The organism is Spirochaeta lutea (assembly GCF_000758165.1).
Classification (GTDB): domain Bacteria; phylum Spirochaetota; class Spirochaetia; order DSM-27196; family Salinispiraceae; genus Spirochaeta_D; species Spirochaeta_D lutea.
Genome location: NZ_JNUP01000001.1, coordinates 78,012 through 104,476 on the forward strand (window position 1 = coordinate 78,012; position 26,465 = coordinate 104,476).

The 26,465-nt window shown below is 48.8% G+C and carries 24 protein-coding genes; 10 read left to right on the plus strand and 14 right to left on the minus strand.

Annotation, left to right across the window (positions count from 1 at the left end; all coding sequences use genetic code 11):
* Position 1: 1 nt before the first annotated feature.
* From truB to mutS, 7 genes are all read right to left on the minus strand, one after another.
* The gene (gene truB, locus DC28_RS00395; protein WP_052078266.1) at positions 2-922 is read right to left on the minus strand and encodes a tRNA pseudouridine(55) synthase TruB; all 921 of its coding nucleotides are present in this window, start codon (positions 920-922) and stop codon (positions 2-4) included.
* Complete coding sequence (rbfA, locus tag DC28_RS00400; RefSeq protein WP_037544485.1) at positions 876-1,277, minus strand: 30S ribosome-binding factor RbfA; 402 nt, start codon at positions 1,275-1,277, stop codon at positions 876-878. Before rbfA ends, truB begins: the two co-directional genes overlap by 47 nt.
* Positions 1,274-3,859, minus strand: a complete 2,586-nt coding sequence (infB, locus tag DC28_RS00405) for a translation initiation factor IF-2 (protein ID WP_037544487.1) — start codon at positions 3,857-3,859, stop codon at positions 1,274-1,276. Before infB ends, rbfA begins: the two co-directional genes overlap by 4 nt.
* 52 nt (positions 3,860-3,911) lie before the next feature.
* Entirely contained in the window at positions 3,912-5,588 is a 1,677-nt protein-coding gene (gene nusA / locus DC28_RS00410) for a transcription termination factor NusA (RefSeq protein ID WP_037544489.1), read from the minus strand.
* A 2-nt stretch (positions 5,589-5,590) separates the two neighbouring features.
* The gene (locus DC28_RS00415) at positions 5,591-6,043 is read right to left on the minus strand and encodes a ribosome maturation factor (RefSeq protein ID WP_052078267.1); all 453 of its coding nucleotides are present in this window, start codon (positions 6,041-6,043) and stop codon (positions 5,591-5,593) included.
* 280 nt (positions 6,044-6,323) lie between these two features.
* Complete coding sequence (locus tag DC28_RS00425; RefSeq protein ID WP_037544492.1) at positions 6,324-6,938, minus strand: ComF family protein; 615 nt, start codon at positions 6,936-6,938, stop codon at positions 6,324-6,326.
* A gap of 308 nt (positions 6,939-7,246) precedes the next feature.
* Positions 7,247-9,853, minus strand: a complete 2,607-nt coding sequence (gene mutS, locus DC28_RS00430) for a DNA mismatch repair protein MutS (RefSeq protein ID WP_037544548.1) — start codon at positions 9,851-9,853, stop codon at positions 7,247-7,249.
* 62 nt (positions 9,854-9,915) lie between these two features.
* Between mutS and DC28_RS00435 the strand changes: the two genes are divergently transcribed.
* Positions 9,916-10,407, plus strand: a complete 492-nt coding sequence (locus DC28_RS00435; protein ID WP_037544494.1) for an STAS domain-containing protein — start codon at positions 9,916-9,918, stop codon at positions 10,405-10,407.
* A gap of 37 nt (positions 10,408-10,444) precedes the next feature.
* Here DC28_RS00435 and DC28_RS15000 read toward each other — a convergent pair whose 3' ends face one another.
* The 4 genes from DC28_RS15000 to DC28_RS00455 form a co-directional block, all read right to left on the minus strand.
* Complete coding sequence (locus DC28_RS15000; RefSeq protein WP_238565734.1) at positions 10,445-12,550, minus strand: putative bifunctional diguanylate cyclase/phosphodiesterase; 2,106 nt, start codon at positions 12,548-12,550, stop codon at positions 10,445-10,447.
* Positions 12,551-12,770: 220 nt separating this feature from the next.
* Entirely contained in the window at positions 12,771-13,541 is a 771-nt protein-coding gene (locus DC28_RS00445; RefSeq protein WP_052078269.1) for a CPBP family intramembrane glutamic endopeptidase, read from the minus strand.
* Positions 13,538-13,735: a hypothetical protein gene (locus DC28_RS00450; RefSeq protein WP_037544496.1), complete on the minus strand. Its 198-nt coding sequence runs from the start codon at positions 13,733-13,735 to the stop codon at positions 13,538-13,540. Before DC28_RS00450 ends, DC28_RS00445 begins: the two co-directional genes overlap by 4 nt.
* A 15-nt stretch (positions 13,736-13,750) precedes the next feature.
* Positions 13,751-14,284, minus strand: a complete 534-nt coding sequence (locus DC28_RS00455) for a CDP-alcohol phosphatidyltransferase family protein (RefSeq protein ID WP_037544497.1) — start codon at positions 14,282-14,284, stop codon at positions 13,751-13,753.
* A 102-nt stretch (positions 14,285-14,386) separates the two neighbouring features.
* On the opposite strand from DC28_RS00455, the gene DC28_RS00460 reads away from it, so the two are divergent.
* From DC28_RS00460 to DC28_RS16050, 3 genes are all read left to right on the plus strand, one after another.
* The gene (locus DC28_RS00460; RefSeq protein WP_037544499.1) at positions 14,387-15,157 is read left to right on the plus strand and encodes an RNA polymerase sigma factor; all 771 of its coding nucleotides are present in this window, start codon (positions 14,387-14,389) and stop codon (positions 15,155-15,157) included.
* 99 nt (positions 15,158-15,256) lie between these two features.
* Entirely contained in the window at positions 15,257-15,559 is a 303-nt protein-coding gene (locus DC28_RS16815) for a transposase (RefSeq protein ID WP_037544500.1), read from the plus strand.
* Complete coding sequence (locus DC28_RS16050) at positions 15,511-16,062, plus strand: DDE-type integrase/transposase/recombinase (RefSeq protein WP_081941736.1); 552 nt, start codon at positions 15,511-15,513, stop codon at positions 16,060-16,062. The genes DC28_RS16815 and DC28_RS16050 overlap by 49 nt, the downstream gene beginning before the upstream one ends.
* Before the next feature lie 561 nt (positions 16,063-16,623).
* Here DC28_RS16050 and DC28_RS00475 read toward each other — a convergent pair.
* Positions 16,624-18,867, minus strand: coding sequence for a glycoside hydrolase (locus DC28_RS00475; RefSeq protein ID WP_037544502.1), 2,244 nt, complete (start codon positions 18,865-18,867; stop codon positions 16,624-16,626).
* Between the two features lie 169 nt (positions 18,868-19,036).
* Between DC28_RS00475 and DC28_RS00480 the strand changes: the two genes are divergently transcribed.
* Positions 19,037-19,738 carry a response regulator transcription factor gene (locus DC28_RS00480; protein WP_037544504.1) on the plus strand — a complete coding sequence of 234 codons (702 nt, stop codon included), beginning with the start codon at positions 19,037-19,039 and terminating at the stop codon, positions 19,736-19,738.
* 215 nt (positions 19,739-19,953) lie between these two features.
* Complete coding sequence (locus tag DC28_RS00485) at positions 19,954-21,129, plus strand: sensor histidine kinase (RefSeq protein WP_162180173.1); 1,176 nt, start codon at positions 19,954-19,956, stop codon at positions 21,127-21,129.
* A gap of 219 nt (positions 21,130-21,348) precedes the next feature.
* Here DC28_RS00485 and DC28_RS00490 read toward each other — a convergent pair whose 3' ends face one another.
* Both DC28_RS00490 and DC28_RS00495 read right to left on the minus strand, forming a co-directional pair.
* The gene (locus tag DC28_RS00490) at positions 21,349-21,852 is read right to left on the minus strand and encodes a hypothetical protein (protein ID WP_037544509.1); all 504 of its coding nucleotides are present in this window, start codon (positions 21,850-21,852) and stop codon (positions 21,349-21,351) included.
* Positions 21,842-22,270, minus strand: a complete 429-nt coding sequence (locus DC28_RS00495) for a hypothetical protein (RefSeq protein ID WP_037544511.1) — start codon at positions 22,268-22,270, stop codon at positions 21,842-21,844. Before DC28_RS00495 ends, DC28_RS00490 begins: the two co-directional genes overlap by 11 nt.
* A gap of 280 nt (positions 22,271-22,550) precedes the next feature.
* Between DC28_RS00495 and DC28_RS00500 the strand changes: the two genes are divergently transcribed.
* From DC28_RS00500 to DC28_RS15005, 4 genes are all read left to right on the plus strand, one after another.
* Positions 22,551-23,039: a transposase gene (locus DC28_RS00500; protein ID WP_037544513.1), complete on the plus strand. Its 489-nt coding sequence runs from the start codon at positions 22,551-22,553 to the stop codon at positions 23,037-23,039.
* On the plus strand, positions 23,036-23,524 hold the full coding sequence (locus DC28_RS00505; RefSeq protein WP_052078270.1) for a COG3415 family protein: 489 nt from the start codon (positions 23,036-23,038) through the stop codon (positions 23,522-23,524). The genes DC28_RS00500 and DC28_RS00505 overlap by 4 nt, the downstream gene beginning before the upstream one ends.
* Before the next feature lie 610 nt (positions 23,525-24,134).
* The gene (gene ltrA / locus DC28_RS00510) at positions 24,135-25,661 is read left to right on the plus strand and encodes a group II intron reverse transcriptase/maturase (protein ID WP_081941739.1); all 1,527 of its coding nucleotides are present in this window, start codon (positions 24,135-24,137) and stop codon (positions 25,659-25,661) included.
* Between the two features lie 98 nt (positions 25,662-25,759).
* Positions 25,760-26,359, plus strand: coding sequence for an integrase core domain-containing protein (locus DC28_RS15005; protein ID WP_081941740.1), 600 nt, complete (start codon positions 25,760-25,762; stop codon positions 26,357-26,359).
* The last annotated feature ends 106 nt before the right edge of the window (positions 26,360-26,465 follow it).

Below are 26,465 nucleotides of genomic sequence, written 5' to 3' on the forward strand. Positions count from 1 at the left end.
GTCAGTACGCCGGGGAATCTGCAGGATCTGTGGGCTGTACCCAATTAAAGGTGATTTGACTGCCCGAAGCATCCAGGGAAGCAATGATGTGTTCCCGGGAATCTATTAAAAATAGGATACTCCCCTGGTGGGATGACCTAGCAACCCTGGTTAGAAGGGTCTCCGCCAGGATGCCCTGTTGAACCAACCCCTGCTCTTCAGGGCTGATTTCCATATATCCGGCTCCGGGAATAGCGTTAATAAAGGACAACCCCGTAAGATACCCCGGGGATTCCGCGAAGTCCTCCGGACCGGCGGCTGCATCAACCGAAAACGAACCGATGGATTGGCGATGCAATCGGGTGAGGGTGGCGCAGGAGCCGCAACGTTGGGCAATATCCCGAGCAAGGGATCGTATATAGGTACCCTTAGAACAGGTTACCTGAAACTCAAGAAAATCACTCCCTTGATTTACGATCTTCAGATCTCTGATGGTAACCTGTCGGGCGGGCATGGTAACTTCCTCTCCTTGGAGTTGCCGCTGGTATGCTCGTTTCCCCTTGATGTGAATCGCCGAGAACACAGGAGGAACCTGGGCGTACTCGCCGATAAAGGAAAGAGCCGCATCCCGGGCCTCCTGCTGGTCGGGCAAGGGGCAGGTTTTTTCAACCCTGCCCTCGGGATCAAGGGTATCGGTCTGACTGCCGAAGTGGAGAGTTCCGTGGTAGGTTTTATCCTGCCCGGTAAAGAGGGGAACCATCTTCGTAGCCTTACCCACCAAGACGATCAACAAGCCCGAGGCGAATTTATCTAAGGTGCCGCAATGACCGACCTTGGTGGTGGACAAGACCCGTTTTACCGATGAGAGGGCTTTAAAAGAGGTTATCCCTGGGGGCTTATTGAGTAGAATCAGGGCCGGCTGGGGGTGCTTGGAATTCTTCATCTTCATCATGGCTCACGAGGGATTCAAGTTTTTTCGTCAGCTCGAATCCTTCCTGAATGCCAGCCTCCACGGTAAACCGAAGCTTCGGGGTGTTCCGGGTTTTCAACTCTCGTCCTAATCCGGACTGAATGAATCCAGCAGCATGGTTAAGTCCATCGACTCCCTTTTGCAGGTGTTGCTGATCCATGTATCCCGAGACTCCGATTTCCGCATACGCTAGGTCTTTTGATACCTTGCACGAAACTAGGGTGAGCAAGGAACCCACACGTGGATCCTTGATCTCACCCCTCATTATGTATCCGCTCACTATCTGGAGAATCAATTTTTCAACCCGAGTTTGACGGATGGAGCTCATTTCTTCTTTTTCTCCGAACTCTTCTTAATCTCTTCCAGCGTTGGACCGAGCTTCTTGGCAACTTCCTTCATGACAAAGACTTCCATGGTGTCCCCGGTCTGTATATCGATCCAGTTCTCAAGACCGATACCACACTCAAAGCCAGCCTTAACCTCTTTCGCGTCATCTTTAAAGCGGCGCAGTGAGACTATGGGGCCGGTGAAGATTTCGATACCGTCACGGATAAGATGAACCTGAGCATTTCGCCGAACCTCACCGTTGGTCACGTAGGAACCGGCTATCACACCCTGCTTCGGAACCTTGAAGGTCTCTCGAACCTCGACGGTACCAATCTGCTCTTCTCTGAGCTCGGGCGATAGCATTCCTTCCATTGCCTGGCGGATATCCTCAACAACATCGTAGATGATACTGTATTTTCGGATCTCTACCTTTTCTTGATCAGCAAAGGCCTGGGCCTTGGGCGTCGGACGGACGTGGAACCCGATGATAATAGCGTTTGAAGCAGCAGCAAGCATGATGTCCCGTTCGTTAATCGCTCCAGCGGCGGCCTGCACTACCACAAGGTGAATTTCCTGGGTACTCAGTTTTTCCAGGGCGGATTGGATGGCTTCTACGGAGCCGTGAACATCACCCTTGATGATTACCTTAAGCTCCTGAATCTCTCCCTGCTGAATTGAATCGTAGAGGTTATCCAGGGTTATTTTCTTAACGTTCTTAGCGTTTTCAACCTTCTGCAGTTCTTGCCTTTTTTCACCAACCTGACGGGCCATTCGGTCGGATTCCGTTACCTGGAAGGGGACACCCGCCTCGGGGATGCCGGTAAATCCAAGGATCTCAACAGGCATACTTGGGCCCGCTTCGTCAACCTTTTGACCGCGATCATTGAACATCGCCCGGACCTTACCGGGATATACGCCGGCAACAAAGCTGTCGCCAACCTTCAGACATCCCCGCTCAATGAGCACCGTCGAAACGGTACCGCGTCCCTGGTCAATGCGGCTTTCAATCACCTTACCCTCGGCTACACCCTTATAGTTGGCTTTGAGTTCCATGACCTCAGCCTGGAGCAGAACCGCATCAAGCAGCTCATTGATTCCCTCACCCTTAAGGGCTGAAATCGGGCAGCTCATAACATCACCACCCCAGTCCTCGGTAAGCAATCCGCGGTCAGCCAGCTGCTGTTTTACCCGGTCGATGTTCGCTTCGGGAAGATCAACCTTATTGATAGCAATGATAATAGGGACCTTCGCATCCTTTGCATGGCTGATGGCCTCCAAGGTTTGGGGCATTACCCCGTCGTTGGCCGCTACAACCAGGATGACAATATCGGTCACCTGCGCTCCCCTGGCCCTCATCAGCGTAAAGGCTTCGTGTCCGGGAGTATCGATAAAGGTTACCTTTCCGCGGGAGGTCTCCACCTGGTACGCACCGATGTGCTGGGTAATACCGCCGGCTTCATCGTTGACAACGTTTGTCTTCCGAATCGCATCCAGCAGCTTGGTTTTACCATGGTCGACGTGACCCATAACGGTAACGATGGGGGGCCTATGCTCCAAATCCGCTTCGGTATCCTTGGGAGATTCGATCAGGGTCTCATCATACAGGGATACGATATTGACCTTACAGTCATACTCAGCGGCCAGGATCTGGGCAGTATCTGCATCGATCTGCTGGTTGATGGTTACCATCATGCCCATGGCCATGAGTTTGGCAATAAGATCAGAGGCCTTAAGATTCATCTTCTTTGCGAGCTCACTAACCGTTATGACTTCCATGATGGAAACTTCTTTGGGTACGGGGTTAGTTTTTATCTTTGGCTTCTTAGACTTAAAGTGGATCTCTTTTTCCTGATGACGATCCCTCTTCTGGAAATTATCCTTCTTTTTTGCCTTAAAGAACTTTTTGCTTGAAGCCTTCTTTTCTTCCGGTGCTGCATCCGGGGGCGGAGGCGTGCTGCCGGGTCTTCCACCGGGGCCGCCGGGGCGGAAATTCCGCTGAGGGGGCCGGGGAGGTCTGTTCCGGTCTCCACCAGGACCTCCCGGTCCTCCCTGCTGGCCTCTACCTGGGCCGGAATTACGGTCGGGACCTACATACCGTCCGCCGACGATCCCTGCCTTGGTGGGATAGGAGCGCTTACCGGATGAGGTGTCCCGGCCAGCCAAATTGCCCTGTTTTCGAGCCAGATTACCGGCTTGACGGGGTCCTGCGGCGCGCGGTCGATTCTCTCCGGGCTTTGCATCGGGTGTGGTCTTTCGCGGAGCTTTTTCAGGATTAGGCTTTGTCTGACTTCCGCTCGAAGGTTGACTTGAAGCAGACTTCGCCTCCTTCGGGGGCGTCTTAGTCTCTTCACCTCTCTCCTGGGAGGCCTCAGTGTCCCGCTTGACAGGCTTCGCCTGCCCTTCGCGTTCTTCATGGTCCGTATGAACCTTCTTCTTAATTACAACTTTCTTCTTAACAACCCGCTTCCGGCTATCGGAAGAAGTTTTGTCCTGAGGGGAGGTTGCTTCATCATCCTTACGATGCTTTATGAGAGTTGCCTTAGGCTTTTGTTCGCTCTTCTCAGTATTCTGGTCGTCAGACATAATCCACCTTTATAAAAATCTTTACCTATTTCTCGTCACCTGAGGATGGGCATCATTCTTCATCCTCTTCTTCAATTATTTCCACATTCTCAGCAATTACCCGTTGAACGGTATCCAGCTCCGAAGAATCCAACCCGGGGATACCGGCGAGCTCGTCGTCATTCCTCGATAGGAAATCAACGATTGTTGTAATTCCATAATCACCTAACGCCTTTATGGCTGTTTCAGGTACTCCGGGCAGCTCGCTGATGAGGGTTTCATCATCCTCTTCATACTCAACAAAATCATCGTCACCATAGTACGCGTCTTTTTCATTCTCTTCAAGCACCTGGGTTTCATCGTCCTCGGCTTCTTCACCTTCGCCGGACGGTTCATCATATTCATCCTCCAGATCCTCAGCAGGCTGCTCTTCAGCAGGAGCAAAGACCTCGTCCTCGACAATCTCGAGATTTTCCTCAATTGTTTTCCGTAGTAAATCAATGTCGTCTTGATCAAGGCCTGGAAGCTCAGCCAGCTGTTCCTCGGATAGGGAAACAAGGTCCTCGATGTACTCAATATTATCCTTGGCCAGGGTAGCGACGATTCGGTCGGGAATACCAGGAAGCTCACCTACTCGTTCGATCTCCTCGTCCTCTTCGATATCACTGAACAGGTTGTTCACCGCAGCCTTGGTAATATTGGAAATATCCATTTCAGCAAATTGGGCTTCGGTTTTAACGTCAATATTCCAATCCACTAAGCGATTTGCAAGACGGACGTTCAATCCTTGCTTTCCAATAGCCAGACTTAATTGATCGTCAGGTACAATAGCCAGAACATTCCGCTTAGGTTCATCCAGGATAATCACCTGGGAAACCTGGGCGGGGCTGAGAGCATTTTTAATGAAGTTCCGGGGATCGGTGTCGTATTTCAGGATATCAATTTTTTCGCCTTCTAACTCACGAACGATCGACTGAATACGCACCCCCTTGAGACCAACACAGGCGCCGACAGGATCTACATCCCCGCGGTTCGCATAGACCGCCAACTTGGTCCGATACCCGGGCTCGCGGACGATTTTGAATATTTCAACGGTTCCATCATAGATTTCGGGAACCTCAAGTTCAAAGATCTTCCTGACGAACTCGGGGTGTGTTCGGGATAAAATTATCTGCAGCCCGGTCTGGGCCTTGGTCACCTCGTGAATATAGGCTCTGATCCGATCGTTGGGCCTGTAACTCTCCCGGGGGGATTGAAATCTTCGGGGAAGGAGTCCTTCAATTTTGCCGAGATCCACAAAAATATTACCGTTGCGTTCGCGCTGATAATACCCGATGATCATTTCTCCGACCTTATCTTTATACTCGGAGTAGAGGGTATCTTTTTGAATCTCCCGCAGGTCCTGCCGTGCCTTCTGCTTGGCACTCTGTACGGCCACGCGATCAAACTCCTGGGGATTCACTTCAATCAGAAGCTCATCACCAATCTCGCATTCATCGTTCAGCTTTAAAGCATCTTCCAATGCGATCTCAAGAGCGGGATCCATTACCTCTTCAACGATTTCCTTCCGAGCGAAGAGACTCACTTCCTCGCCGTTCTCGCTGAATCGTACAACAGCATTCTCGGTAGTATTGTACTTACGCTTGTAGGCGGCGAGCAAGAAATCCTCAATTGTCTTTTTTACGAGCTCCTCAGAGATACCTTTATCCTGTACCAGGAGCCGAATTGCGTCAGCTAATCCAGAAGCCATGACTACTTGACCTCCCATTTATAATCTAGTTGTCCCTTTACTATATTAGAAAAAGGCACGGTGGTTTCACCTGCTTCCTGATGAATGGTGACAGAATCAGAATTACTCTGGGATATGGTCCCCTCAATCCAATCCTGGCTATCTCTCAGCAATAGGCGAACCTGTTTACCGGTAAAAATTTCATACTCCCGAGGGGATTTTATCTTACGATCCAGCCCAGGAGAACTGATTTCAAGATGAATATCTCTGCTGTCCAGGATGATTTCCAATCGGGGAAGTAAGGTTCGGTACACAAGAGCGCACTCATCGCTCCCCACACCCTGGTCGCTATAAATAATAACCCGGGTTTGGTGGGTTCCCTTGGTATTTCCATAGTTTAGTTCCACCAGCGAAAAACCCAAGCCTTCTACAACGGGGGCAACTTGATCTAACAGGGTATTCAACTCAATTCCCATAGTTGGGGCACCTCATTTTCCATTTCCGGACGGACATACAAACCATCGTTCTTGATCAGCTCAAACCATTTCTTGGTGCGCAAAAGCCTGTACCATTCCCCATTCACGGCGCTTTCTCGGAACCAAAACCCGGGCATCCCCGCTATATCGGGTGTAGTGTACAACCTTTGCGCGCTATCAATATATTTGCTTGTATACAAAAAAAGAGCCGTTCGACGACTCTCCTGAATCATGCGAAAATATATTGTCCAGGAAACAATACCACGGCACTGAAGAAAGGTCAATCCTGGGCAATGGTTATGCCATACACTCCTAGGTACCCTGCGGATCTAAGCAGATCGGAGCATGCGCGTAAACTCGCACCTGTGGTTGAAATATCATCAATTAATACAGCAACCTCATGGGTTGTAGGCTTCCTGCCGGCGGAGAGCGTATACTGCAGTCTTGCCTGGTTGAAACGGGTCCGCCGGTCCGCGGTTTTTTGCGATTTTCCCTGTATCCTAGCTATGCATGGATTGAATGACCAACCCGAATCCCGGCAGATCCTCTGAACGCAGTAATGCACCGGATCGTATCCCCGGCTGAGGATGCCTGATGTCGACCCGGGTACCGGAATAAAATCAGCACTCCGGGAAATACCAGGGGGCAGCCCCTCAATTGCCCTCTCTAGTAACCACATCCAGAGAGGGAGCGCCGGGCGGTAATTTTGAAACTTAACTATGGCCAACAGATCCTTGGAAAGACCCCGGTAGAGGAGCAGGGAGTACACCTCGGGAACATAGAGGGATGCACTCTGTTCTCGGCACGCAAAACAGCGGCGCTCCCCGTCCCCAGCGGAATTGAGCAGGGATGGATTTCGCTTCGGTTCGGAATGGTGTTGATCCCCGTCCTCCACTGAATTTAGCAGCTCCCTGCCACAGCAGCGGCATGTTGCGGCGGGGCTCCAGACAATGCGGCCAGTACATTCCCGGCACAACCCCGGAACAGAACCTCCGCCCCCCCCTTGTGGGACTGCAGCAGGGCACTCTTCCGTGCCTTGGGAACCCCAGAGCGGCCTGCCGCAAAGGAGACAAAACGTGAAGGTATGGTAACTCATATAGGATACAACCGTGCAAAAACGGTACCGTGCTTCAAGGTTCCAATGGAACGTTCCCTGTTTTGCCGATAATCACCAGCTCCTGGGGGCGGAAACCCATCGATATCCTATTTTTTCAATGATTCCTGAAAACGGGCTAGAATCGTGAGGGCCTGCAAGGGGGTAGTTGTCCCAATATCGATGTTTTTTAACTCCAGGGAAATCTCCTCCAGGGGATCGAACAATCTTTTCTGGGGCTTGGAACCCTGCTTTCCTGGTTTTCCCGGATTAAACGCAGGAACATCGAAATGGTTTAGCAACTCCTGGGCACGCTCGATGACCATTCTGGGGATACCTGCAAGCTGGGCAACATGGATACCGTAGGAATTGGATGAGGCTTTCGGAACTACCCTGCGGAGAAATACGATCTCGCCATCTTCATCATCCACCTGGAGGGATAAATTTTGAAGGTTGGGATGGCTCAGCTCGGTTAGCTCGTGATAGTGGGTTGCAAAGAGGGTCCGGGCCTTGATGGTGTTTAGCACGTATTCACTGACGGCCCAGGCGATGGAAAGCCCGTCCTGGGTCGAGGTACCCCGCCCGACCTCATCCATAATAATGAGGCTGCGTTCGGTAGCGGTTCGGAGGATCAGGGCAGTCTCATTCATCTCGACAAGGAAGGTTGATTCCCCCCGGGCAAGATTATCGCTCGCCCCTACCCTGCAGAACACCTTGTCGCAAATACCTATTTTGGCCCTGTCAGCCGGCACGAAGCTGCCAATCTGGGCGAGGATGGTAATTAGCGCATTTTGCCTGAGGTAGGTACTCTTTCCGGCCATGTTCGGGCCGGTAATGAGGGCAAATCGACCCGATGTCGATCCCTTTTTAGACGATAATTCGAGACTGTTTGGAACAAACTCCCCGTGGCTCAGATGGGCCTCCACCACCGGATGGCGGCCCCCCTCTATATCCAGCAGTACCTCTTCGACGAGTTCCGGGGCAACGTATCCCCGCAGGGTAGCGACCCGGGCAAGGGACTGAATGCAATCCGTTTCCGCAACGAGCTTGCTTACCTCGAGGATGTCCTGAACCCTCTGGCGAACCTGCTGACGCACCTGGATGAAACACTGACGCTCCAGTTCGATCAACCTGTCAGAGGCCAGGGTTATCTTCGATTCCAGTTCCCCCAGCCGCTCCGTGGTATACCGCTCGGCATTCACCAGGGATTGGCGACGGATAAAATGCTCGGGCACCTTCGAGACCTGGCCCTTGGAAACCTCCAGGTGATAGCCGATTATCTTATTGTACTTGAGTTTTAGATTCTGAATGCCCGACTGGTCCCGTTCCTGGGAAAGGTAGGACTCCAGGGTCTCCCGACTGTTTTCCTTCAGTGATCGGATCTCGTCCACTTCGGGACTGTAACCCGGGCGGATGAGCCGGCCTTCGGTCAGCAAGATGGAAGGATTCTCAATTATTGCATTCTCAATGAGGGCGGTTATCTCCTGCAAGCCCTGACGACTATGTTCCGGCACTCCCCCGCCCAGGTTCGCACCGGAGAGGAGATCGAGGAGTTCGATGGAGAGCGAGAGGGAGGTACCGAGGCTCAGCAAATCCTTGGCATGTCCCTTATCTAGGGAGATTCTTGCAGCCAGGCGGTCTAAATCCCGGATGGACCCCAACAATTCTGCGGCCTTCGATAGGATGAGCTGGCTATGGTAAAAGCCCCGTACCCTGGCCTGGCGCTCCAAGATAGCCGGTGCGCTATTCAGGGGACGCAGCAGCCAGCGCTGCAGGAGCCGGGAGCCCATGGGCGTCTGGGTTTGGTCGATGACGTCCAGGAGGGTGTATTTCCGGGTGCCATCCCGCATATTCCTGGTGAGCTCGAGGTTCTTCTGGCTGCTTTCATCAATACTGACTGCATCATGCTCTTTATACACCTGGAGTTCCCGGAGAAAGGAAATCCGGTGCTTGGTTACATCTTCGGCATAATCAATGAGCACGCTTGCCGAATGAAGCTCAGGCGAATCAGGTGCGAGGCCGAAGGATTGTAACCCTGCCACCCCCAAAAGATCCCGGAGGCGCTGGGCGGCTGTCCGGGAATCAAAATACCAATCGGGATACCGGTTCAAAAGAATCTCCGGAGAGTCTTTTAGATACTGGGCGATTTCCGACACCTGTTCCAACATGGATTCCTGGACGACTATCTCGGGGGGATTGTAACGGTAGATCTCCCGGCGCAAAAACGCTGCCGCCGATGGGCCGCTGTAGCTCGTCAGAAACAGTTCTCCCGTGGAAACATCCAGGGCTGCGAAACTGTAGACCTGTTGCAGGGGATCGGAATAATCCGGGGCTGGGGAAGAAAGGGCGACCAGGTAATTATTATTCTCCCCGGGCAGCATGTCCTCTTCCATGACCGTACCGGGAGTTAACACCTCCACAACCTCACGCTCGGCAATTCCCTTACCACCCTCGGGAAGTTTGGTCTGTTCGCAGACGGCTATCTTTTTCCCCGCCTGTAGCAACCGGCCCACATAGGCACCGGATGCATGGTAGGGAATCCCGCACATGGGTATGCCATTCCGTTTAGTAAGAGTGAGTCCGAGTATTTTACTTGCCTCTTGGGCATCTTTGTGGAACATTTCATAGAAGTCACCAAGACGGAAAAAAACAATGGCATCCCGATGTTTCGACTTGATTTGGGTGTACTGTTGCATCATGGGGGTTGAGTCAGACATAACATCGGGATTATAGTACAGCTGTGTAAACAGGTATAGTGATAAAATAAAGGAGTGCGACATTGTCAGACGGAATTGGTTATAAGCGCGTTGATGACGAGCTTTACCTCCGCGGCACGGGCAATCTTAATGCACGCAACTGTGATGGACTGAAATCGATGGTATTTTCCATTCTCCAAGAACGGGGAGTGACGCATATATACATAGATCTATCATGTTGCACCTACATGGATTCAACCTTTCTTGGGTTGATTGTGGGCATGCATAAAAAGTTAAAACAGACCGGCAGCCGAGGACTCGTAATTATAAATCCAAGTGATGAGGCTGAGCATCACCTCTCAGCCATGGGCCTCGATCAGATTATCCCTATTTCAAAAGAAATGATTTCCTTCCCTGAACACCTTGATTCCTGCAAAATTAAATCTACCGAAAATCCACAAGACATCCTAGCTGCTCATAAAAACCTGATGGATATTTCCCCTGAAAACCGGGAACGGTTCAGGCTGCTGACCAAGATGTTGGAACAGAGGATACAGCAGGGCACCCAGCGGTAGAATCAGCCCGTACGTTTTTGTTTCTTGACGCCAATTATTACGCATCTCGATCCGAAGCAGAAGCCTGGGTGATTTCTGCGTCCTGTTGCAGGTAGATTTCTACGTCCTTAGGCTTTAGCGCATGTGACCAAAGCCAGCCCTGTCCAAAATCGCATCCCAATCCCTTTAAAATATCTAACTGACGCAGGGTTTCTACCCCTTCGGCAATCACATCCAGACCGAGGGTATGACTAAGGTTGATAATCGTTTCGGTTATTTTAATATTGGTGAAATTCTTCTCGAGGCGCCGTATGAAGGATAGATCAATCTTTAGAGTGTCTACCGGAAATTGCTGGAGGTAACTCAGACTGCTGAAGCCGGTCCCGAAGTCGTCGATACTGATGCGGATGCCGCGTTGACGCAGCTGATGGAGGATATCAACGGTATGCATGGCGTTATGCATAGCCTCGGTTTCAGTGATCTCAATCTTTATCTGGCCGGGAGAGAAACCGCTTTCCGCCAGGGCCTCATCGATCCAGGATACCAACCCATCGTGGTAGAATTGTTTTCCGGAGATGTTGATGGAAAGGGTTTGGGTTGGCGACATCATGCCCTCAGCAACCCACCTCGCCCCGGCAAGGCAGGCCTGCTTAAATACCCACTGACCCAGGGGTACGATTTTTCCCGTCTCTTCCGCGATGGGAATGAATTCTGAGGGCGAAATGAGTCCTCGCTGGGGATGGAACCACCGCAGCAGAGCCTCAAAGCCCTGGAGCTCCCCCGAACCGATGGTGTGGATCGGCTGGTATTCCAGGAAAATCTGACTATCATGAATAGCTTGTTCAAGCTCCATGCCGAGGATGGTCTTACGCCTGGTATTACTCACCATGGTCGGTTCGAAGATCCTGAAGCAGGATTTACCGTCCTGTTTGGCCCGCAGCATGGCGATATGGGCGTTATCGATGGCAACATCGGAGTTGATTGACTTCTCGCCCAGGTATACACCGATACTCAGACCGACCCGAATCTCCTTACCCTGAAAGGAACAAACCGACTCAGAGCTGAGCAGTAACCGGTTGACCGCCGAAACCACCTCGCTATGGCTGCTCCGGTTCTCCAGGAGGATGAGGTACTGATCGCCCTCGAACCGTCCAACCGAATCGGAGGGTTTAACCTGGCTGACGAAGCCCAGACCGATGCGCTTTAGGAAATAATCCCCTGCCCTATGACCATACATGGTGTTGATGCTGGAGAAATTATCTAAACCGACGCAGATGACCGCATACCCCGCATCGGGGTTCATCCGGAGCCGTTCAATAGCACCGGATATCCGGTCTTCCATGATCACCCGGTTGGGCAGCCCCGTGAGGGAATCCTGGACAACCATACGCTGGAGCCGCTTTTCTGCATCCCGCTGCTCCGTGATGTCTCTAACCACAATGACGTAGAGCTCGGTGTCACCGATCTGGGTAACCGTTCTGGTCAGGGAGACGGGAAAGATGGTTCCATCTGCAGAGATATGGAATAAGGGGATTCGATCGCCCCCGGCAGCAAGAAATCGGCCCCAATCAACGGAATGATCAACCTGAAGATCCTGAAAGGAGCTTCCCAGCATCTGCTCCTTGGACCGACGGTAGAGAGCCTCGGCCGCAGGATTACAATCAACGATATTGGTTGAGCCTTTATCGAGAAGAAAAACCGGATCGGGCAAGGAGGTAATGAGGGTGCGGTAGTGCAACTCGCTCCGCACCAAATCTTCGGTCCGTTTGGCGACTTCCCGTTCGAGATTGCTGTTGGTTTGGATCATCTCCCGTTCTTGCTGGGATTTATACAAGGTTAGGTGGATGACCAATTCCAATTCCCGCTTTCTAATGGGAGTCAGAATGAATCCGAAGGAGTGGCTGTTTTCCGCCTGAGAGCGCAGTTCCTCATCCGAGCGGTTGGTTACATATACAATGGGAAGATCAAGGTGGTCATGGAGATCTTGGGCCAGTGCGACCCCCTGGGATGGCCCGCAAAAATCAACATCAAGAATTAGCAGATCTATTTCTTCCAGGGTGGTGGTAGAAATAAAATCCTGAACGGTTTCTGCCCTGCCGATGATAGTGTATTCCAGCTCTTCCAAGGCTGCTGTAAGCTGAGAAGCAATAGATGTGTTTGACACAGCAATAAATATCTTCTTTCCGTTCATGCAAATGGTGTCCTTGCCTGGATGTTGGCTCATTGTAGCATGGATGAAAGCAGCTGAAAACGAAAACTCCATTGAGTTAGTGGGGAATCAGTACGGTTTTTTTGGGTGGTGTATTCCACTTTAAACGAAGCAGGAAACTGTTTGACAATTGGGCACACTATAGTTCCTATCATTTAATTAATTTCCTTTTTACTTATATTTCATTATTGGGTTTTATCCACTCAAACCAGATAATGCCTGCAGCAACAACCGCTGTGATGCTTCCGGTCACTGCCGGGTTATAATATGTGCCCTGTACGGGAAATAGCTGCCAGCTTATGTTTATAAAAGCGTGAAACAGTACCGGTATTATCATGCTTTTTCCAGACCTATTGTAGAGCCATATAATAATAATCCGCGACGAAGTAAGAAAGATTGTTTGCCAAAAAATCCAGGAAAGGTTTCTGCCAACCTGAAAAAAGGGGATGTAATGCCACAACGAATGAAACAGTCCCAGAACAATTCCGGTGAATATCCACCCGAATCCTTCCTGCATCAGTGGGAGCGCAAATCCGGTCCACCCAAGCTCTTCTGTAAAAGCAGCAAGGAAGAACAGCAAAAAAGTAATGGTTGAAAAGAGGTTTAGGTGAATCTCTAGGGGAATTCTGGCCCCCGAAAGCCGGAGAACCAAAAAGGATGCTATAAATATAGCGGGTTGTAATAGTACTGCTGGAATAATCCAGGCTTTCCTTTTAACTGAAAACAGAAAGCAAAGCCCGTCTTTTATTTTGCGTACGTTTGGGGATTTCCTGAATAGTGCAATGGATATCCCCGCCGCCGCAGCAGGCAGAAAAGCCATAAATGAACTTACAGGCAATCCAGGTAGCAATTCCCCCCCAGCAAAAGCGGAAATCAACCATAAAATGGATGAAAGCAGTGTGACCAGAAAAAAATAGAAAAGCAGGTCTTTTGTTTGCAGGGTCATTCAGTGCCTTCTTTGTCTGGTTTCGCGGATTTAGCAATAATACCTGAAAGGATCAGCGTTCCACTTATTCCGGCGCCTAACGGTCCCAGGACCTGCTGAAATACTCCTGTTCCCTTTAAAGAGTAACCAAAATAAAGAACTAATCCCGCCCAAAGAAGGGCTTGAATCAGTAGTAAAAAAATCATTTTCTTCATAATAAAACTCCAAAATTATAACTGACCTTGATTCATTCTTAACCTGAAATTCTTTATAGCGTTACCGGTCTTACAAAGGAAAGAAGTGCAGATGTAGATCTGTGTAACCCCGGCAAGTACCATACACAGTGTGGTTCCGGCGGCAAGAATGAGTGCACCAGAATACACAAAGCATATCAGTCCAATGTATTTCCCTAGTCTGTCATACGAACTCCTGGCGGTTAGTCCCGAACTAGCAAACAGACAAAAAGAACTTGTTACAATCACTATTAAAGAAGCAGGCACACTTCCCTTTACCGTGAAATACAGAAGTATCGTTAAAACAAAAGCAAAATCAGAACCCGCGTCTATTAACCAGCCCCATCTATTGTTAACTCCCAGCTTTCTTGCCAAATACCCATCCAGAACATCACTCCCGCAGGCAATACAGAAAACAATAAAAGCCGATACAGTATTATGAGTTTCCACTAGAGCCAGGACCAGACCTCCCCAAAAAAGCCTTGAAAAGCTCAAAATATCAGGTAGCTGGAGTAAAGCTCTTTTATGCATAATAATCCTCCTTCCCACGTCTTTATAACCAATTAGATACATAGGAACAGAAAAAGTTATGGTCTTATTGAAAAAAAGGTCTTTTTTTTGTAGATTCCTGACATGAAACAGGTGGAATTCAACAAAATTGCGGAAACCCACGGCAAGCGTATATATAACATCGCTTTCCGTATCACCTGTAACTCGCAGGATGCTGAAGATATTGCCCAGGAAGTTCTTTACACGATTTATAATAAGTACATTACGTTTCGTGGGGATTCAGACCTTTCTACCTGGATCTATCGTGTCGCAGTAAATACCAGTCTGCGCTATAAATCACGGGTATCAAAAAGCAGTTTTACAAGTCTGGAAGAAGATGCTGTCGAATACAGCAAATCTATTCCAGAAGAGGTGAAGCATTGGGAAACCAATCCGGAAGATGAATACCTCATTAAAGAGCTGCTAAACGAGATAACCGGTGAATGTACCTATTTTCTGACCTTCAAACTGAGCGATGAACAGAGAATCGTTTATATTCTGCAGGCAATCTTAGGTTTTTCATATTCACAGATCAGTAGTATCCTGGAAATGCCCGTGTCTTCCGTCAAGGCCAGACTGTACCGGGCCAGGGAAAACCTTATTTCTTATTTTTCCGGTCACTGCAGTCATTTAAACCCGAAAAGTACCTGCAGCTGCGGCTCCCGGGTAGGGTACGCTGTACATCTTGTGCCTGAAATTCTGGACCGGGTAAAAAAACACGCATCCAAGGAATCAGATTCACTTCTAACTGAGAATCTTGAGAAAATACCCACCCTTGGAAAGACCTTTGCAAACCTGCCTTTGTTTGACTATCAGGTAAAATCGTTGGAATATTATCTGAAGGGGAAAGTATAACTTCTTGTCCTGGTGAGTATTATAATGAGCCCATAAATCGTGACAGATTCTGAATCATGTTAAGGTGAAATCTCCGGTAACACCCGGGAGGTTTCGACAATGCGACACAGATTCGATGAAGAGATTAAAGCCAAGGTTGTCCTTGAAGCTTTAAGGGAAGAAAAAACCTTGCAGGAACTGGCTGAGGAGTACGAGGTTCATCCAAACCAAATCTCCACCTGGAAGAAACAGCTTCTATCCAATGCCCCAGCCTTGTTCTTACGCAAAAACATGCGAGACGAAGAGCTTCAAACCCTCCGTAAGAAGGAACAAGTGCCCTACATCCAGCTTAGGCAGAGTAAGTATGTAAACGAATGGCTAAAAAAGGACTGGCAACTACATGGGAAAGACTACGAGCCATAGATCCTGAAAACCGCAGACTTAGTATCAAACGTCAAAGTCGGTTGCTGGGGGTTCATCGTTCGTCGTACTACTACAAACATCGCTGCGAACCTATCCGTGATCGCGAAGAAAAAGTAGCGCTAAGGGAGGCTTTCTTGCGCATTCCCTACAATGGCTACCGGAAGATGTGGCGTGAACTGCGTGAATCAGGTATACAAACCAGTGAAAAAAGAGTACGCCGGTTGATGTACCAGCTTGGACTTAAAGGATTGTCACCAAAGAAATTAACAAGCATAAGAAGTAAATCTCATGCTATTCACCCCTACCTTCTGAGGAATAAGCGCATCAGGTACCCGAACCAAGTATGGGCCACTGACATAACCTATTTGAAACTTGAAACTGGCCACGTATATCTCTGCGCAATCATGGATGTATATAGCCGCACAGTATTGAGTTGGCAGATATCCCAGACCATGGATACTGATTTCTTCCTTGAAGCCTTAAAGGAAGCATTCTGCCAATAGGGTGAACCGGCCATCTTGAATACCGACCAGGGAAGTCAATTCACCTCATATGCATTTGTGAAAGCACTGAAAGATCGCAATATACTGGTCAGTATGGAGGGACGCGGTAGCTGGTGGGACAATATCTACGTAGAACGACTATGGAAAAGCTTGAAGTACGAGGATATCTACCTCAGATCATACGAGGGAATACGGGATATGTAGCGGGGCATTGCCACTTATTTCAGGTTCTATAACAACAAACGATCCCACCAATCGCTTGACTATGAAGTACCAGATCTGCGGTATGAATCGTTTTAAATTCAAACGGCAGCAACGGCTGCATAGGTGCTGGATTCCACTTTAAACTGAGCAGGGAACTGTTTGACAATTGGGTTCACTATAGGTATACAGGGTGCCTGGAGCATAAAACTCGGCTACCGGGAATAGCTGCCTCCTGACTGAATCGCAAATCGGTACGGGGTGCTTGAAGACAATGGAAAAACAGCGGGGAATTCCGCAATTCAACCTCGTGCGCTGAACTGATGTCCACGCACGAGGTTCTTGTCCATGGATGGCTTTCTAATCCCATCCCGGTTCGGACAGCGGTACAAAATATCGAAGCTCCCCGTCGGGCATTACGGTCAATAACGACATGGCTTGTATTGTTTCACCTTGATACTCGAATTTGCGATCGCTGAAATTTGCAATCATTCGTAAACCCGAATCGAATTCCGTCATTTGAACCAGCTTATCGTCAGAAAGCCAGCTAAAATCCGTAAGCTGATCAAAACCGTGTTCCCGGTGTATGGGACTAAAGAATTCATAATTATGCAGAATACTATCCCCTTTTTCCGCAAGGCGATCACGATTTACATTGTAGAGCGGAACATCCAGGTACAACATCTGGGTCAACTGGAGCTCTTTGGTAACTTCCGGGAATTTAAACATATCCGCGCCCCAGTGATTGGTTACAAGCACTGAATCGTGGTGTATTGCCTCCAGCAACGGTATTCTGCTGGCAGCGTCGAAATACCGTCTTTTAAATACTTCAGGAAGAGGGACCCCCAGGAAATTAATAGCCGGGGCATCGGGGGGCCAGAATCCGCCGATATAATACTCGGAATTGCGGTCATTGAACTCCGCTGATTCCCAGGAAAAAGGTTGAGACAATCCCCATTCCGCAATAATAATTTCGGGAAGCATAAAGGGATTGGTACCTTCGCTTCCTACAATGAGTCCTCTGTCCTGCCGAAGCCAGCGCAGCCTTGTTTTTCTAAAATCGACAGCCTCTTCGCTACTCAACGGGAAATTGGTATTATAATCTTCATAGATTTCTCCGGCGGCGTCACAATCAATAAAATAGAAGTTAAAATCAGCAATTCCCAGGTTTCCGTTTACCCGTTCACGAAAAACCTGCCAGGCAGCCTTTGGATTCAGATACCTGCCCTTTCCCGCAAATCCTTGATAATAACTACCGTCTGCGCGCTGAATTGTGCCGGTCTCGAACAGTTCTTGATTGAACTGAGCGGTTTCCCAACTTTCCCCGGTTTCCCCTAGTGCTTCAGGGTGAATGCTATGATAGGAATCGTAGGGACCGATCAGGTATCCGGCCTCGGTTGCCGCTGCCACCGTTGCAGGAAGATTCCAGGGATTGTGCAGCCCCTCCACTGTAAGCCTTGCTCGCTCTATACCTAAATTCTTCAATTCATGGATAAAAGAGGGAGATACTCCCTGTCCCCAGGTTTCAATGGGTTTCAGATATTGGGGGAACATGTCGTAAAGAGTATCTGCACCAATGGTTCTGATCGCCTGACTAAGTCCCCGGGTCATTTGGCTCTTGGCGTAGGCGGAGGGCCATTCGCCGGCTGCAATTTCAGTTATATTGCTTTTGGTATCGTGGTCCATCAAATTCAGTAGTGCTTTGTGCTGTTCCGATCCGTCGGTCAATGCTTTGGCAAAGGGCTTCCATGAATCCGGTTTTATGTCTCTGGTAGAAAGTTCATCATATCCCCAGATATAAAATTGAGCGGATCCCAACAGCCGTTCTGCGCCCTCTTGGGGAATTTGGCTTAGTTTTTCTTCTCCGCTTATGAACTGACCGCTCTCTAGGAGATAGCTGCGATAGAGTCTTGCGGGAAGAAGCGGATCGCTGCCGTCTGTCCAAGCCAGGCGAAAGACCTTCTCTTCTTCGCCGAAACGATTTAAATACTGTTGCTCGATGGTAAAATTATGGTCATCAATCAGTAAATTGTTTCTAAAGGGCGTTTCGCAGATCCAGGCAATTGTTTCCTTTCCTGTGGTGAATCCCCATAGAGGAGATTCATAGAGCTCGTGATTGCCTTGGAGATACTCGGTCCACTCTTCGTCGGCCAGCGGCACGATCCTCCCGTTACCGAAGAGCCAGATAAAGGATAATTCTTCCGAGGCCTGGAATCCCGGCCAGGTCAGATGCTGTACCAAGGCGGATTTGAAGCTAATTCGAAGTTCCGACCCCTTAAGCTCAAACAGTACTTCCAGCTCCTTTTCTTTCTGTCGGAGTCGAATTAGTTCGTCGTTCTGTTCCCGTACTTCCCAAACTTGTTCGTTTATTCCACTGGATAACTGAAGCGACGTGCCGTCTTCTCTAAGAAGTAGCATCTCAAGGTTGTGTGGAGACACCAGTACTTTCTTCGCGGAATTTTCACCGGTAGTTCTTAGAAACAGATAATTCTCCAGGTTTAGCGGGGCTCCCCCGGCCGGTCTGTCCTGTTCTTCTTCACCCCCGGCAAATACCGAAAAAAGCATCAGGCAGCACAGCATCAAACTAAAAAGCTTCTTTTTCATACACACTCCTTTGATCCCCCAATTCTCAGGAGATCTCTTAGTTATGTGCCGAAGGCTATTCCGGAAATAGTACAAAACTTTGGTCGAATTTTGACAACATTGTGACAAGTACGCGTTTCGGAAACAGGGAATATCCATTTTCTTTTCAAGATATGCTATATTCCCAAGGGTGGGGTCCCAAAAGCATATAGCGGTTATCGATGATGACCGTTCAATTCGCAACAATCTTTCTTTGGCTCTTCTGGATGAGGGTTACAGAGTTTCGACCTTTGACGGCGCTCAACGGGCAATCAAATCACTGGAAGCAGAGCCTCCGCATGTTATTATTCTGGATATTCTTATGCCCCGGATGGATGGTTTGGAATTCTGCCGCAGTTGGAGAGAAAACCATAAGGATACTTCCATCATCTTTTTGTCTTCCCTTACCTCCGAAGAAGATAAAATTGAGGCCCTGTTAACCGGGGGAGATGATTACCTTTCCAAACCCTTTTCCCTGAAAGAGCTTCTTATTCGGGTTGACGTTTGTCTGCGCAGGATACAGTGGATGTCGGAAATTCCGACAATAACCGGGGGCAAGCAGGACCATGAAATACTATCGCTGGATAAAGAACGCTGGCGAGCTTGGCTCCAAGGTAATGAACTCTCACTGACGGTATCGGAATTTCGCATTCTTACGGCGCTATCTCATCGACCCGGCCAAATTTTTACCCGGGAAATGATTTGTAATGCCGCATACCCTCAAGATCCCTATGTTTCGGAGCGCAATGTAGACGCCCATATCCGAAGAATCAGAAAAAAAATTTCCGCGTTATCTCCCGGCACGGATTTGATTGAAACCGTCTACGGCCTAGGGTATAGGTTCATGGAATGAATCGATCTTCGCGTATCACTATCAATTGGTTATTTGCCCTGCTCATTACGGCCATACTCTTGTTTCCCGGAATTCTGGTGTTTTATTTGGAACGGCAAAACACAAAGGATCTTATCCGACACGGTATGCTTACCAGTATACTCACCCGTTACGTCGTTCAGTATTCGGTCAGTCACGGAGTATTTCTTCCCGTTGATCTGATTCCTAGAATGCTCGTGAACCAACGGATTCAGATCTATTCTTCCCAGGGTACCCTTCTCGATGACAGCGGCTGGATTTACACGGAAGAGCTTGATTTGTACAACGATTCGCACCCAGAAGCCCGGCAGGATTTCACCGTAACACCGGAGGCCCCTTCAAAAGGGACGCTGTATCGCCGCTATTTATATGTTCGTAAGGAATTTCCCTCGCATTCCCCCCTGAAGGGGTATGTTGTGGCAATAAGCGACAAAGCGGAAGTCATGGCTCGAAAGGATGCGATTCAGAATCTTGTTTATATTTATATGTTTTGCGCATTAGGCGCCTCTGCCGGTATTGTCTATGTACTTCATAAAAGCATTACCGATCCACTTCGAAAACTGGTCGCTTGCATTAGTTCTGGAGATGCCGAGTCAAAGGAGTTGGAAAAACTAACCCTCCGTCCCGATGAATTGGGAAAAATAGCCGCAGAATACCGGAACAACAGAAAGGCGTTGCTTGAAGAACACGGACGCTACATCAATTTTAGTGCAGATATTATGCACGAACTAAAGAATCCTATAAGCGGAATCCGGTCGGGCCTGGAATTTCTTTTGGGAAAAACAATACGACCCGGACGAAGGGACAAAATCCGCCTATTACTGGAAGAAAGTGCAAGACTCGATCTCCTGCTGAACTCGATCCACGAGCTGGGAAAGTATGAAACCCCCATGACGAGCATAAGCGAAGTAACAGACATCAGATGTGACCCCATAAAAATCCTCAAAAACCTGGTTGATTTTTACGGCAGTGACAATCTTATTCAGGAATCAGAATGCAGAACGGGAGAAATACAAATTAATCTCCCGGCTGATGATTTCGGCAGGGTGCTGCGTAATCTTGTGGATAACGCGCTGGAGTATTCCCCAGCCGGATATCCACCCCGTTTGATTTGTGGCGCAAAAGCGGATGGTTTATTAATTCAGGTTATTGACCGGGGCCCGGGTGTTCCCCGGGAAGAACGAGAGAAAATATTCTCGCGCTTCTACAGTTCCAGAACAGGCGAACCGGCGAGTAAGCACAGCGGACTGGGCCTGACCATAGCCAAAAGCATAGTCCGAAGATCCGGAGGCACAATACGTTGTAAGGAAAATCCGAAAGGTGGGACCGTGTTTGAAATCTATCTTCCGCTGAGCTCAAATCACCCGGATTAAAAATCCAAAGACATTCCCGGGTGATAATCGCCGGCAATTTATTATTCTTGGTCTAGCGATAATTGTGCACCAAAAGAAGATCAAGTGTAATAGTCGGAATCTTCAGATTGAGGCAAAAGGAATTTGCGCAAGATATTTGACACTACCAAAGGTTTTTACGGGGCCGGCTTCGTTACGCCGCTTACCTCAGGAGCTTTGTATGCGTTATTTTGCTCGGATTCAAATAGTCAGAGGTTTTAGTGAATTAATGTCCACATTTTCTGGAAGGTCAAAATCCTGAATAAGTTCCGTTTTAAATCTTTCGAAGTCATATTCAATTAATAAATCTCCAGATACGAAAATCGAAAGATTAAGAGTCGGTTGAGTATTAAAGCTCCCGAGGTATGTGACGGAATTGGGTGATATTTCAATTATGGTCATCAAGTATAGTGGGATAGCAATGTCTGCTTTTGCATATCCACTTTTACCTTGGATGTAGTAAATTGCATATTTTCCTTCTGGTACGTCTTTGACCGAGAGTTTGTTGCTTTTAGGTAATGTGATTCTAGTTGTTGCGGAAGTTTCTAAATTTTTGAGGAAGAAATGATAATTATACTTTGATACATGTGCGGCAACATATCCTCTTTTCTCATCAATTCTTTTGGTGCCGAAACCTAATGTCGCACAACTAGACAGCAAAATTGTAATTAGCAAGACTAAAACTATGGTAGATTTAATTTTCATTATTCGTCCTCAAGAAGTAATAATCTTGAATTTGTACATAGTTGCTTAAGTTATCAGGTTGTGTGTTTGAAAAAATTGTTCGATTCTTATTTAATGCTGTTTCGATTTCAATATTTAAATATGCATTTTCATTTGCTTCTAGCGTTACTAGTTCCACCTTCCAGGGTGAATAATCTGGTGAATTTTTAAAGACCTTATCATTAAAATAGATCAAATACTCGCCAGGAGGTAATTCAAGAACAATGTATTCTTCTGCTTGAAACGTTATTTCTATCGATTGATTTATGATTACTGTTGATTCAATACCGTTGGCTTCTAATGGAGCCTTATCTCGGTAAATTGTAAGGGTCTGAGAATATAATATTGATGTTAGAAAAAAGAGCACTATTGCAAATAAGAATAATGATTTATTTTTCATATTAGTATATGACATCTCCAAATTATTAATATTTTATCTGTAAATATATAAAAAGTCAACATAATGAGGCTGTAGAAAAAGTCCCTGCAACCAGCAATCATTCTACCCGGACAAGCCTTTATAGGCAAAACAAAAAATGACCGTATTTTAATAGAACGAATACGCCACTCTGTGTTTCCAGATTGCACTGGGAATCTCCAGGATGCCCCTCTTTGCTTTTCTACTGCCACGCGCTGTGCCAAGAAAGTTGTCACACAATCTTAGTAGAGAGGAGTGACAAATGCAGCGATACAGTAAGCAGTTTCGGAATGCGATTCTTCAGAAGATGATCAGACCAGAAAAGAGATCTGCCCCGGATTTAGCCGCTGAATACGGTGTTTCAGCAGCCACGATATATGGCTGGAAGTCCAAGCTGAAAGACGGTACCCTTAATCTTATGGCAGATGACGTTTCAAACAAGGACCGAAGTCCCTCAGAGAAGTTCGCCTTAGTCCTTGAGGCCCGCAGAATTCCAGAAGAGGAGTACGGCGAATGGCTTCGTCGAAATGGTCTACATTCAGAGCATATAACGCTCTGGGAACAGGAGTTGCGATCGACTTTGGACAATGATTCTGGCGCTCACGATCAGCAGCTGAAGGATGTTCGAAAAGAGCTGAAGCAGAAGAACAAGGAACTGCAACGCAAAGAGAAGGCCATAGCCGAAATGGCTACCATAATCGCTCTTCAAAAAAAAACTGCACTTCTTTTTCCGGATCACGAGGACGAATGACTCACCCGGAGATAAAGAAGCAGGTCGTATCCGACATTTCCAAGGCCGTTTCTCAGGGGGCTGCATTGCATAAGTGCTGTGATGCTATCGGTCTGCATCCTCGGACATATCGGCGCTGGTGCAGGACCACTGAGGATAAGCGGAAAGGGGCGAAGCGCACCAACAAGCGGGCTCTGAGTGCAGACGAGAAAGACCAGATTGTTGCGGTCTGCTGTTCCAAACGATTTCAGGATAAGAACCCCTATGAGATTGTTGCAATTCTCTTAGAGGAAGGTATTTATATAGCCAGCCCAAGGACATACTATCGGGTCTTGAAGGAACGAGGGCTCCTGATTCATCGAGGAAACTCACGGGCGCCTCGCAAGTCATATACTCCTCCCGAGCTCAAAGCAACTGGCCCGGATCAGGTTTATGCATGGGACATAACCTGGAGTGCGCTTGGACTCCACAACCCATCGGAGATGGTGAAGGGGGCACGAGTGTAATTGGAATATATCTTGTGAAGGCAAGGAGGTGAAACCGAAGATATCCGCCTTTCGTTGCGGAAAGGCGAGAGCCGAAGCGGGGGTGACCTGCTGCACACTGGCAGGGTGACCGAGCCCGTGGGAAAAGGGATGTGAGGCGAAGTCGTTACGCCAAGATGCACCCCCAGGCTGAGCGTTGGAAGGTTGAGGAACACGAACCGATTAACTCGCATCTGAGAGCTGAAATGTCGCTACCACCTACACGGCTTAAAAGGTGGTGGTATAGGGAACTGGAGAACATCCATGTCTTCGGAACCGGCACACATGGAACATAAGTATGGTTCCACGGAAGCCACCACAGGAAGTGCGCAGCGAAGCCTGTTGGCTATACTCCGACTTGCGAAACGCAAGGATAAAGACTGCGATCGGCAACCTCACCAATGCGACTGAGTCCAATTACGCAAACCAAGGAAGGCTTGTACGGAATGCCAAGGGAGTGTGGCCCCGATGACCTGCAAGCTGGCGGAGCCTTCGTAGTAGTCCGCGGCGGAGAAAGACCGTTACATGGCGAAGGAAGGCAGTTCAGGCGGCTTAATCCGCACATTATCTGACCAGAGAGAGGTGAAGACCTTTGATAATCAGTGAAATGCAGAGCAAGCTGGCAACATGGTCGGCATCCAATCCGCACAGGCGGTTCGACCGGATGCTCCGACTCATCGCTCAATGGGAATGGCTCCATGAAGCGGCGCGCATCACTCTTTCCAGTAAAGGGACGCACACCGCCGGTACTGACGGAGTACACAAAGCCGAAATCGAGCGGAACCTCGACCAGTATCTGGAGGAGATCCGTCACGACCTGCTTGCGGGAGATTATGAGCCGCAACCGGCTCGGCGCGTGTACATACCGAAGCCGAATGGAAAACAACGTCCGTTGGGCATCCCAACCTTGCGCGACCGAATCGTACAACGGGCAATGCTGATGGCGATGAAACCAATATGGGAGAGCGATTTTCATCGCCTTTCGTACGGTTTCCGACCGGAACGCAGTGTTCACCATGCGATACGGACCGTACAACTACTGCTGCAAGATGGCACGCACGAAGCTGGCCGCTGGGTCATCGAAGGTGACCTCTCGAGCTACTTCGATACAGTGCACCATAAGAAGCTGATGCGGTGCGTGCGAGGACGGATTCGAGACCAGCGCTTTACGGCGCTTCTGTGGAGGTTTCTGAAAGCAGGACATATCGACAAAGGGTTGTTCCGTGCGGCCGAAGAAGGTGTCCCTCAAGGAGGGGTGCTATCACCACTTCTGTCCAACATCATGCTCAACGAGTTTGACCAATGGATGGATCGACACTATGTGGGCAAGAAGGCTCGCAAGGATCGGTGGTACTGGAATCGCACAATCACGGAGCAGCGTCCCATCGCACTACGTGAAGGACGAACCTGGATTCCGGCTGTTGCGTACTGCCGGTACGCCGATGACTTTATACTCATCGTCAAAGGCACAAAGGGTGACGCTGAGTCGATCCGCGAGTTGGTTCGGCAGTTCCTCGAGGATGAACTCTCACTGACGCTCAACATGGATAAAACCCATGTCACGCATGTCAACGACGGTTTTGTCTTTCTTGGACACCGGATCATCAGAAAACGTGGGCCACGAGGTACCATGCGCACGGTCACAACCATACCGTGGGAAAAGTATCGAGCGTTTGCGCGTTCGATTGCCGATGAACTCTCGCGAGATTACAGCGAGAACAAGATCGCAATGGTAGAACGCCTGAACAGCCGACTGGCAGGATGGGCAAATTTCTACCGATACACTGATTTCACCGCTACGATCTACGCGAAGCTGGACAGGATCGCGTTCTGGAAACTGGCTCACTGGCTGGCACGGAAGTATAAGACGTCCATCAAGCAATTGATGAAACGGAACGTCCGCAGGCCTAAACCGGGAATGGCAAAGACTTGGGTGCTTTTCGGTCGTAGCCCTAACGATGTCGTATGTGGTGTGTCACTCAGGAGGCTGATAACCAGCCCAAAAGGTCAATTCAGGTGGCGAAACCCAGAAACCAACCCGTACCTACCAAGGACGGAACAACGGAACACCGTCACCTCTCGCTACAGGGATGTTGCGATGGCCATGAGCCATGCTTGAATGGAGAGCCGTATGCGCTGAGAGGTGCACGTACGGTTCGGAGAGGAGAAGCAGGGAAATAGTTCGACTACGCCCTGCTTCTTACTCTACTACCATCAATGGTAAACGGACTTTTCTGGTACGTCTATTCGGTTGAAGATATCTGGACACGGGAGATCGTTGGCTGGACCATCCACAACGAAGAGAGTGCCGAGCATGCAATCGCGCTATTCAACTCGATAAAGACTAGACGTAATCTCAAAGGAACGTGGATACATTCTGATAACGGTAATCCAATGCGAGGAGCAACTCTGGCTGTGATGCTTGCAAATCTCGGTATGTTTCTTTCACATTCCCGACCTTTGGTAAAGAATGACAACGCCTATATCGAGTCGTTCTTCAAAACGCTGAAGTATCATGCTGCGTACCCGCGGCGGTTTAATTCCATGGAGAATGCTCGTCGCTGGATGGCAGACTTTATCGACTGGTATAACACCAAGCACCGCCATTCCGGAATCGGGTATGTAACCCCGCAGCAACGGCGACAAGGTAAAGTGGAGGGACTTTTCAGAAAGCGAAATGCAACCCTACTGGAAGCATTTCAGAGGACACCTGAACGTTTCCCGAAGGACGGTCCTAAGCTATGGCGCGAGAAGAAGACCGTATATCTAAACCCAAGTGATGAGACGAGAAAACTCTTATGCAAAAGAGCAGCTTAAACATGACAACTACCTTGACATTAAGCGACACCGCGCCGACTGGTTGAAGCGCTCTGTTATAAAGGCCCCTAGTGACCGTTGCACCCCAGGATAGCTTTCGTAGGAA

Excerpts from the sequence above, each read along its gene's own strand:
- truB (WP_052078266.1), bottom strand. The coding sequence starts at position 922 with ATGAAGAATTCCAAGCACCCCCAGCCGGCCCTGATTCTACTCAATAAG.
- rbfA (WP_037544485.1), bottom strand. The coding sequence starts at position 1,277 with ATGAGCTCCATCCGTCAAACTCGGGTTGAAAAATTGATTCTCCAGATA.
- infB (WP_037544487.1), bottom strand. The coding sequence starts at position 3,859 with ATGTCTGACGACCAGAATACTGAGAAGAGCGAACAAAAGCCTAAGGCA.
- nusA (WP_037544489.1), bottom strand. The coding sequence starts at position 5,588 with ATGGCTTCTGGATTAGCTGACGCAATTCGGCTCCTGGTACAGGATAAA.
- DC28_RS00415 (WP_052078267.1), bottom strand. The coding sequence starts at position 6,043 with ATGGGAATTGAGTTGAATACCCTGTTAGATCAAGTTGCCCCCGTTGTA.
- mutS (WP_037544548.1), bottom strand. The coding sequence starts at position 9,853 with ATGTCTGACTCAACCCCCATGATGCAACAGTACACCCAAATCAAGTCG.
- DC28_RS00445 (WP_052078269.1), bottom strand. The coding sequence starts at position 13,541 with ATGACCCTGCAAACAAAAGACCTGCTTTTCTATTTTTTTCTGGTCACA.
- DC28_RS00450 (WP_037544496.1), bottom strand. The coding sequence starts at position 13,735 with ATGAAGAAAATGATTTTTTTACTACTGATTCAAGCCCTTCTTTGGGCG.
- DC28_RS00455 (WP_037544497.1), bottom strand. The coding sequence starts at position 14,284 with ATGCATAAAAGAGCTTTACTCCAGCTACCTGATATTTTGAGCTTTTCA.
- DC28_RS00460 (WP_037544499.1), top strand. The coding sequence starts at position 14,387 with ATGAAACAGGTGGAATTCAACAAAATTGCGGAAACCCACGGCAAGCGT.
- DC28_RS16815 (WP_037544500.1), top strand. The coding sequence starts at position 15,257 with ATGCGACACAGATTCGATGAAGAGATTAAAGCCAAGGTTGTCCTTGAA.
- DC28_RS16050 (WP_081941736.1), top strand. The coding sequence starts at position 15,511 with ATGGCTAAAAAAGGACTGGCAACTACATGGGAAAGACTACGAGCCATA.
- DC28_RS00475 (WP_037544502.1), bottom strand. The coding sequence starts at position 18,867 with ATGAAAAAGAAGCTTTTTAGTTTGATGCTGTGCTGCCTGATGCTTTTT.
- DC28_RS00490 (WP_037544509.1), bottom strand. The coding sequence starts at position 21,852 with ATGAAAATTAAATCTACCATAGTTTTAGTCTTGCTAATTACAATTTTG.
- DC28_RS00495 (WP_037544511.1), bottom strand. The coding sequence starts at position 22,270 with ATGAAAAATAAATCATTATTCTTATTTGCAATAGTGCTCTTTTTTCTA.
- DC28_RS00500 (WP_037544513.1), top strand. The coding sequence starts at position 22,551 with ATGCAGCGATACAGTAAGCAGTTTCGGAATGCGATTCTTCAGAAGATG.
- DC28_RS00505 (WP_052078270.1), top strand. The coding sequence starts at position 23,036 with ATGACTCACCCGGAGATAAAGAAGCAGGTCGTATCCGACATTTCCAAG.
- DC28_RS15005 (WP_081941740.1), top strand. The coding sequence starts at position 25,760 with ATGGTAAACGGACTTTTCTGGTACGTCTATTCGGTTGAAGATATCTGG.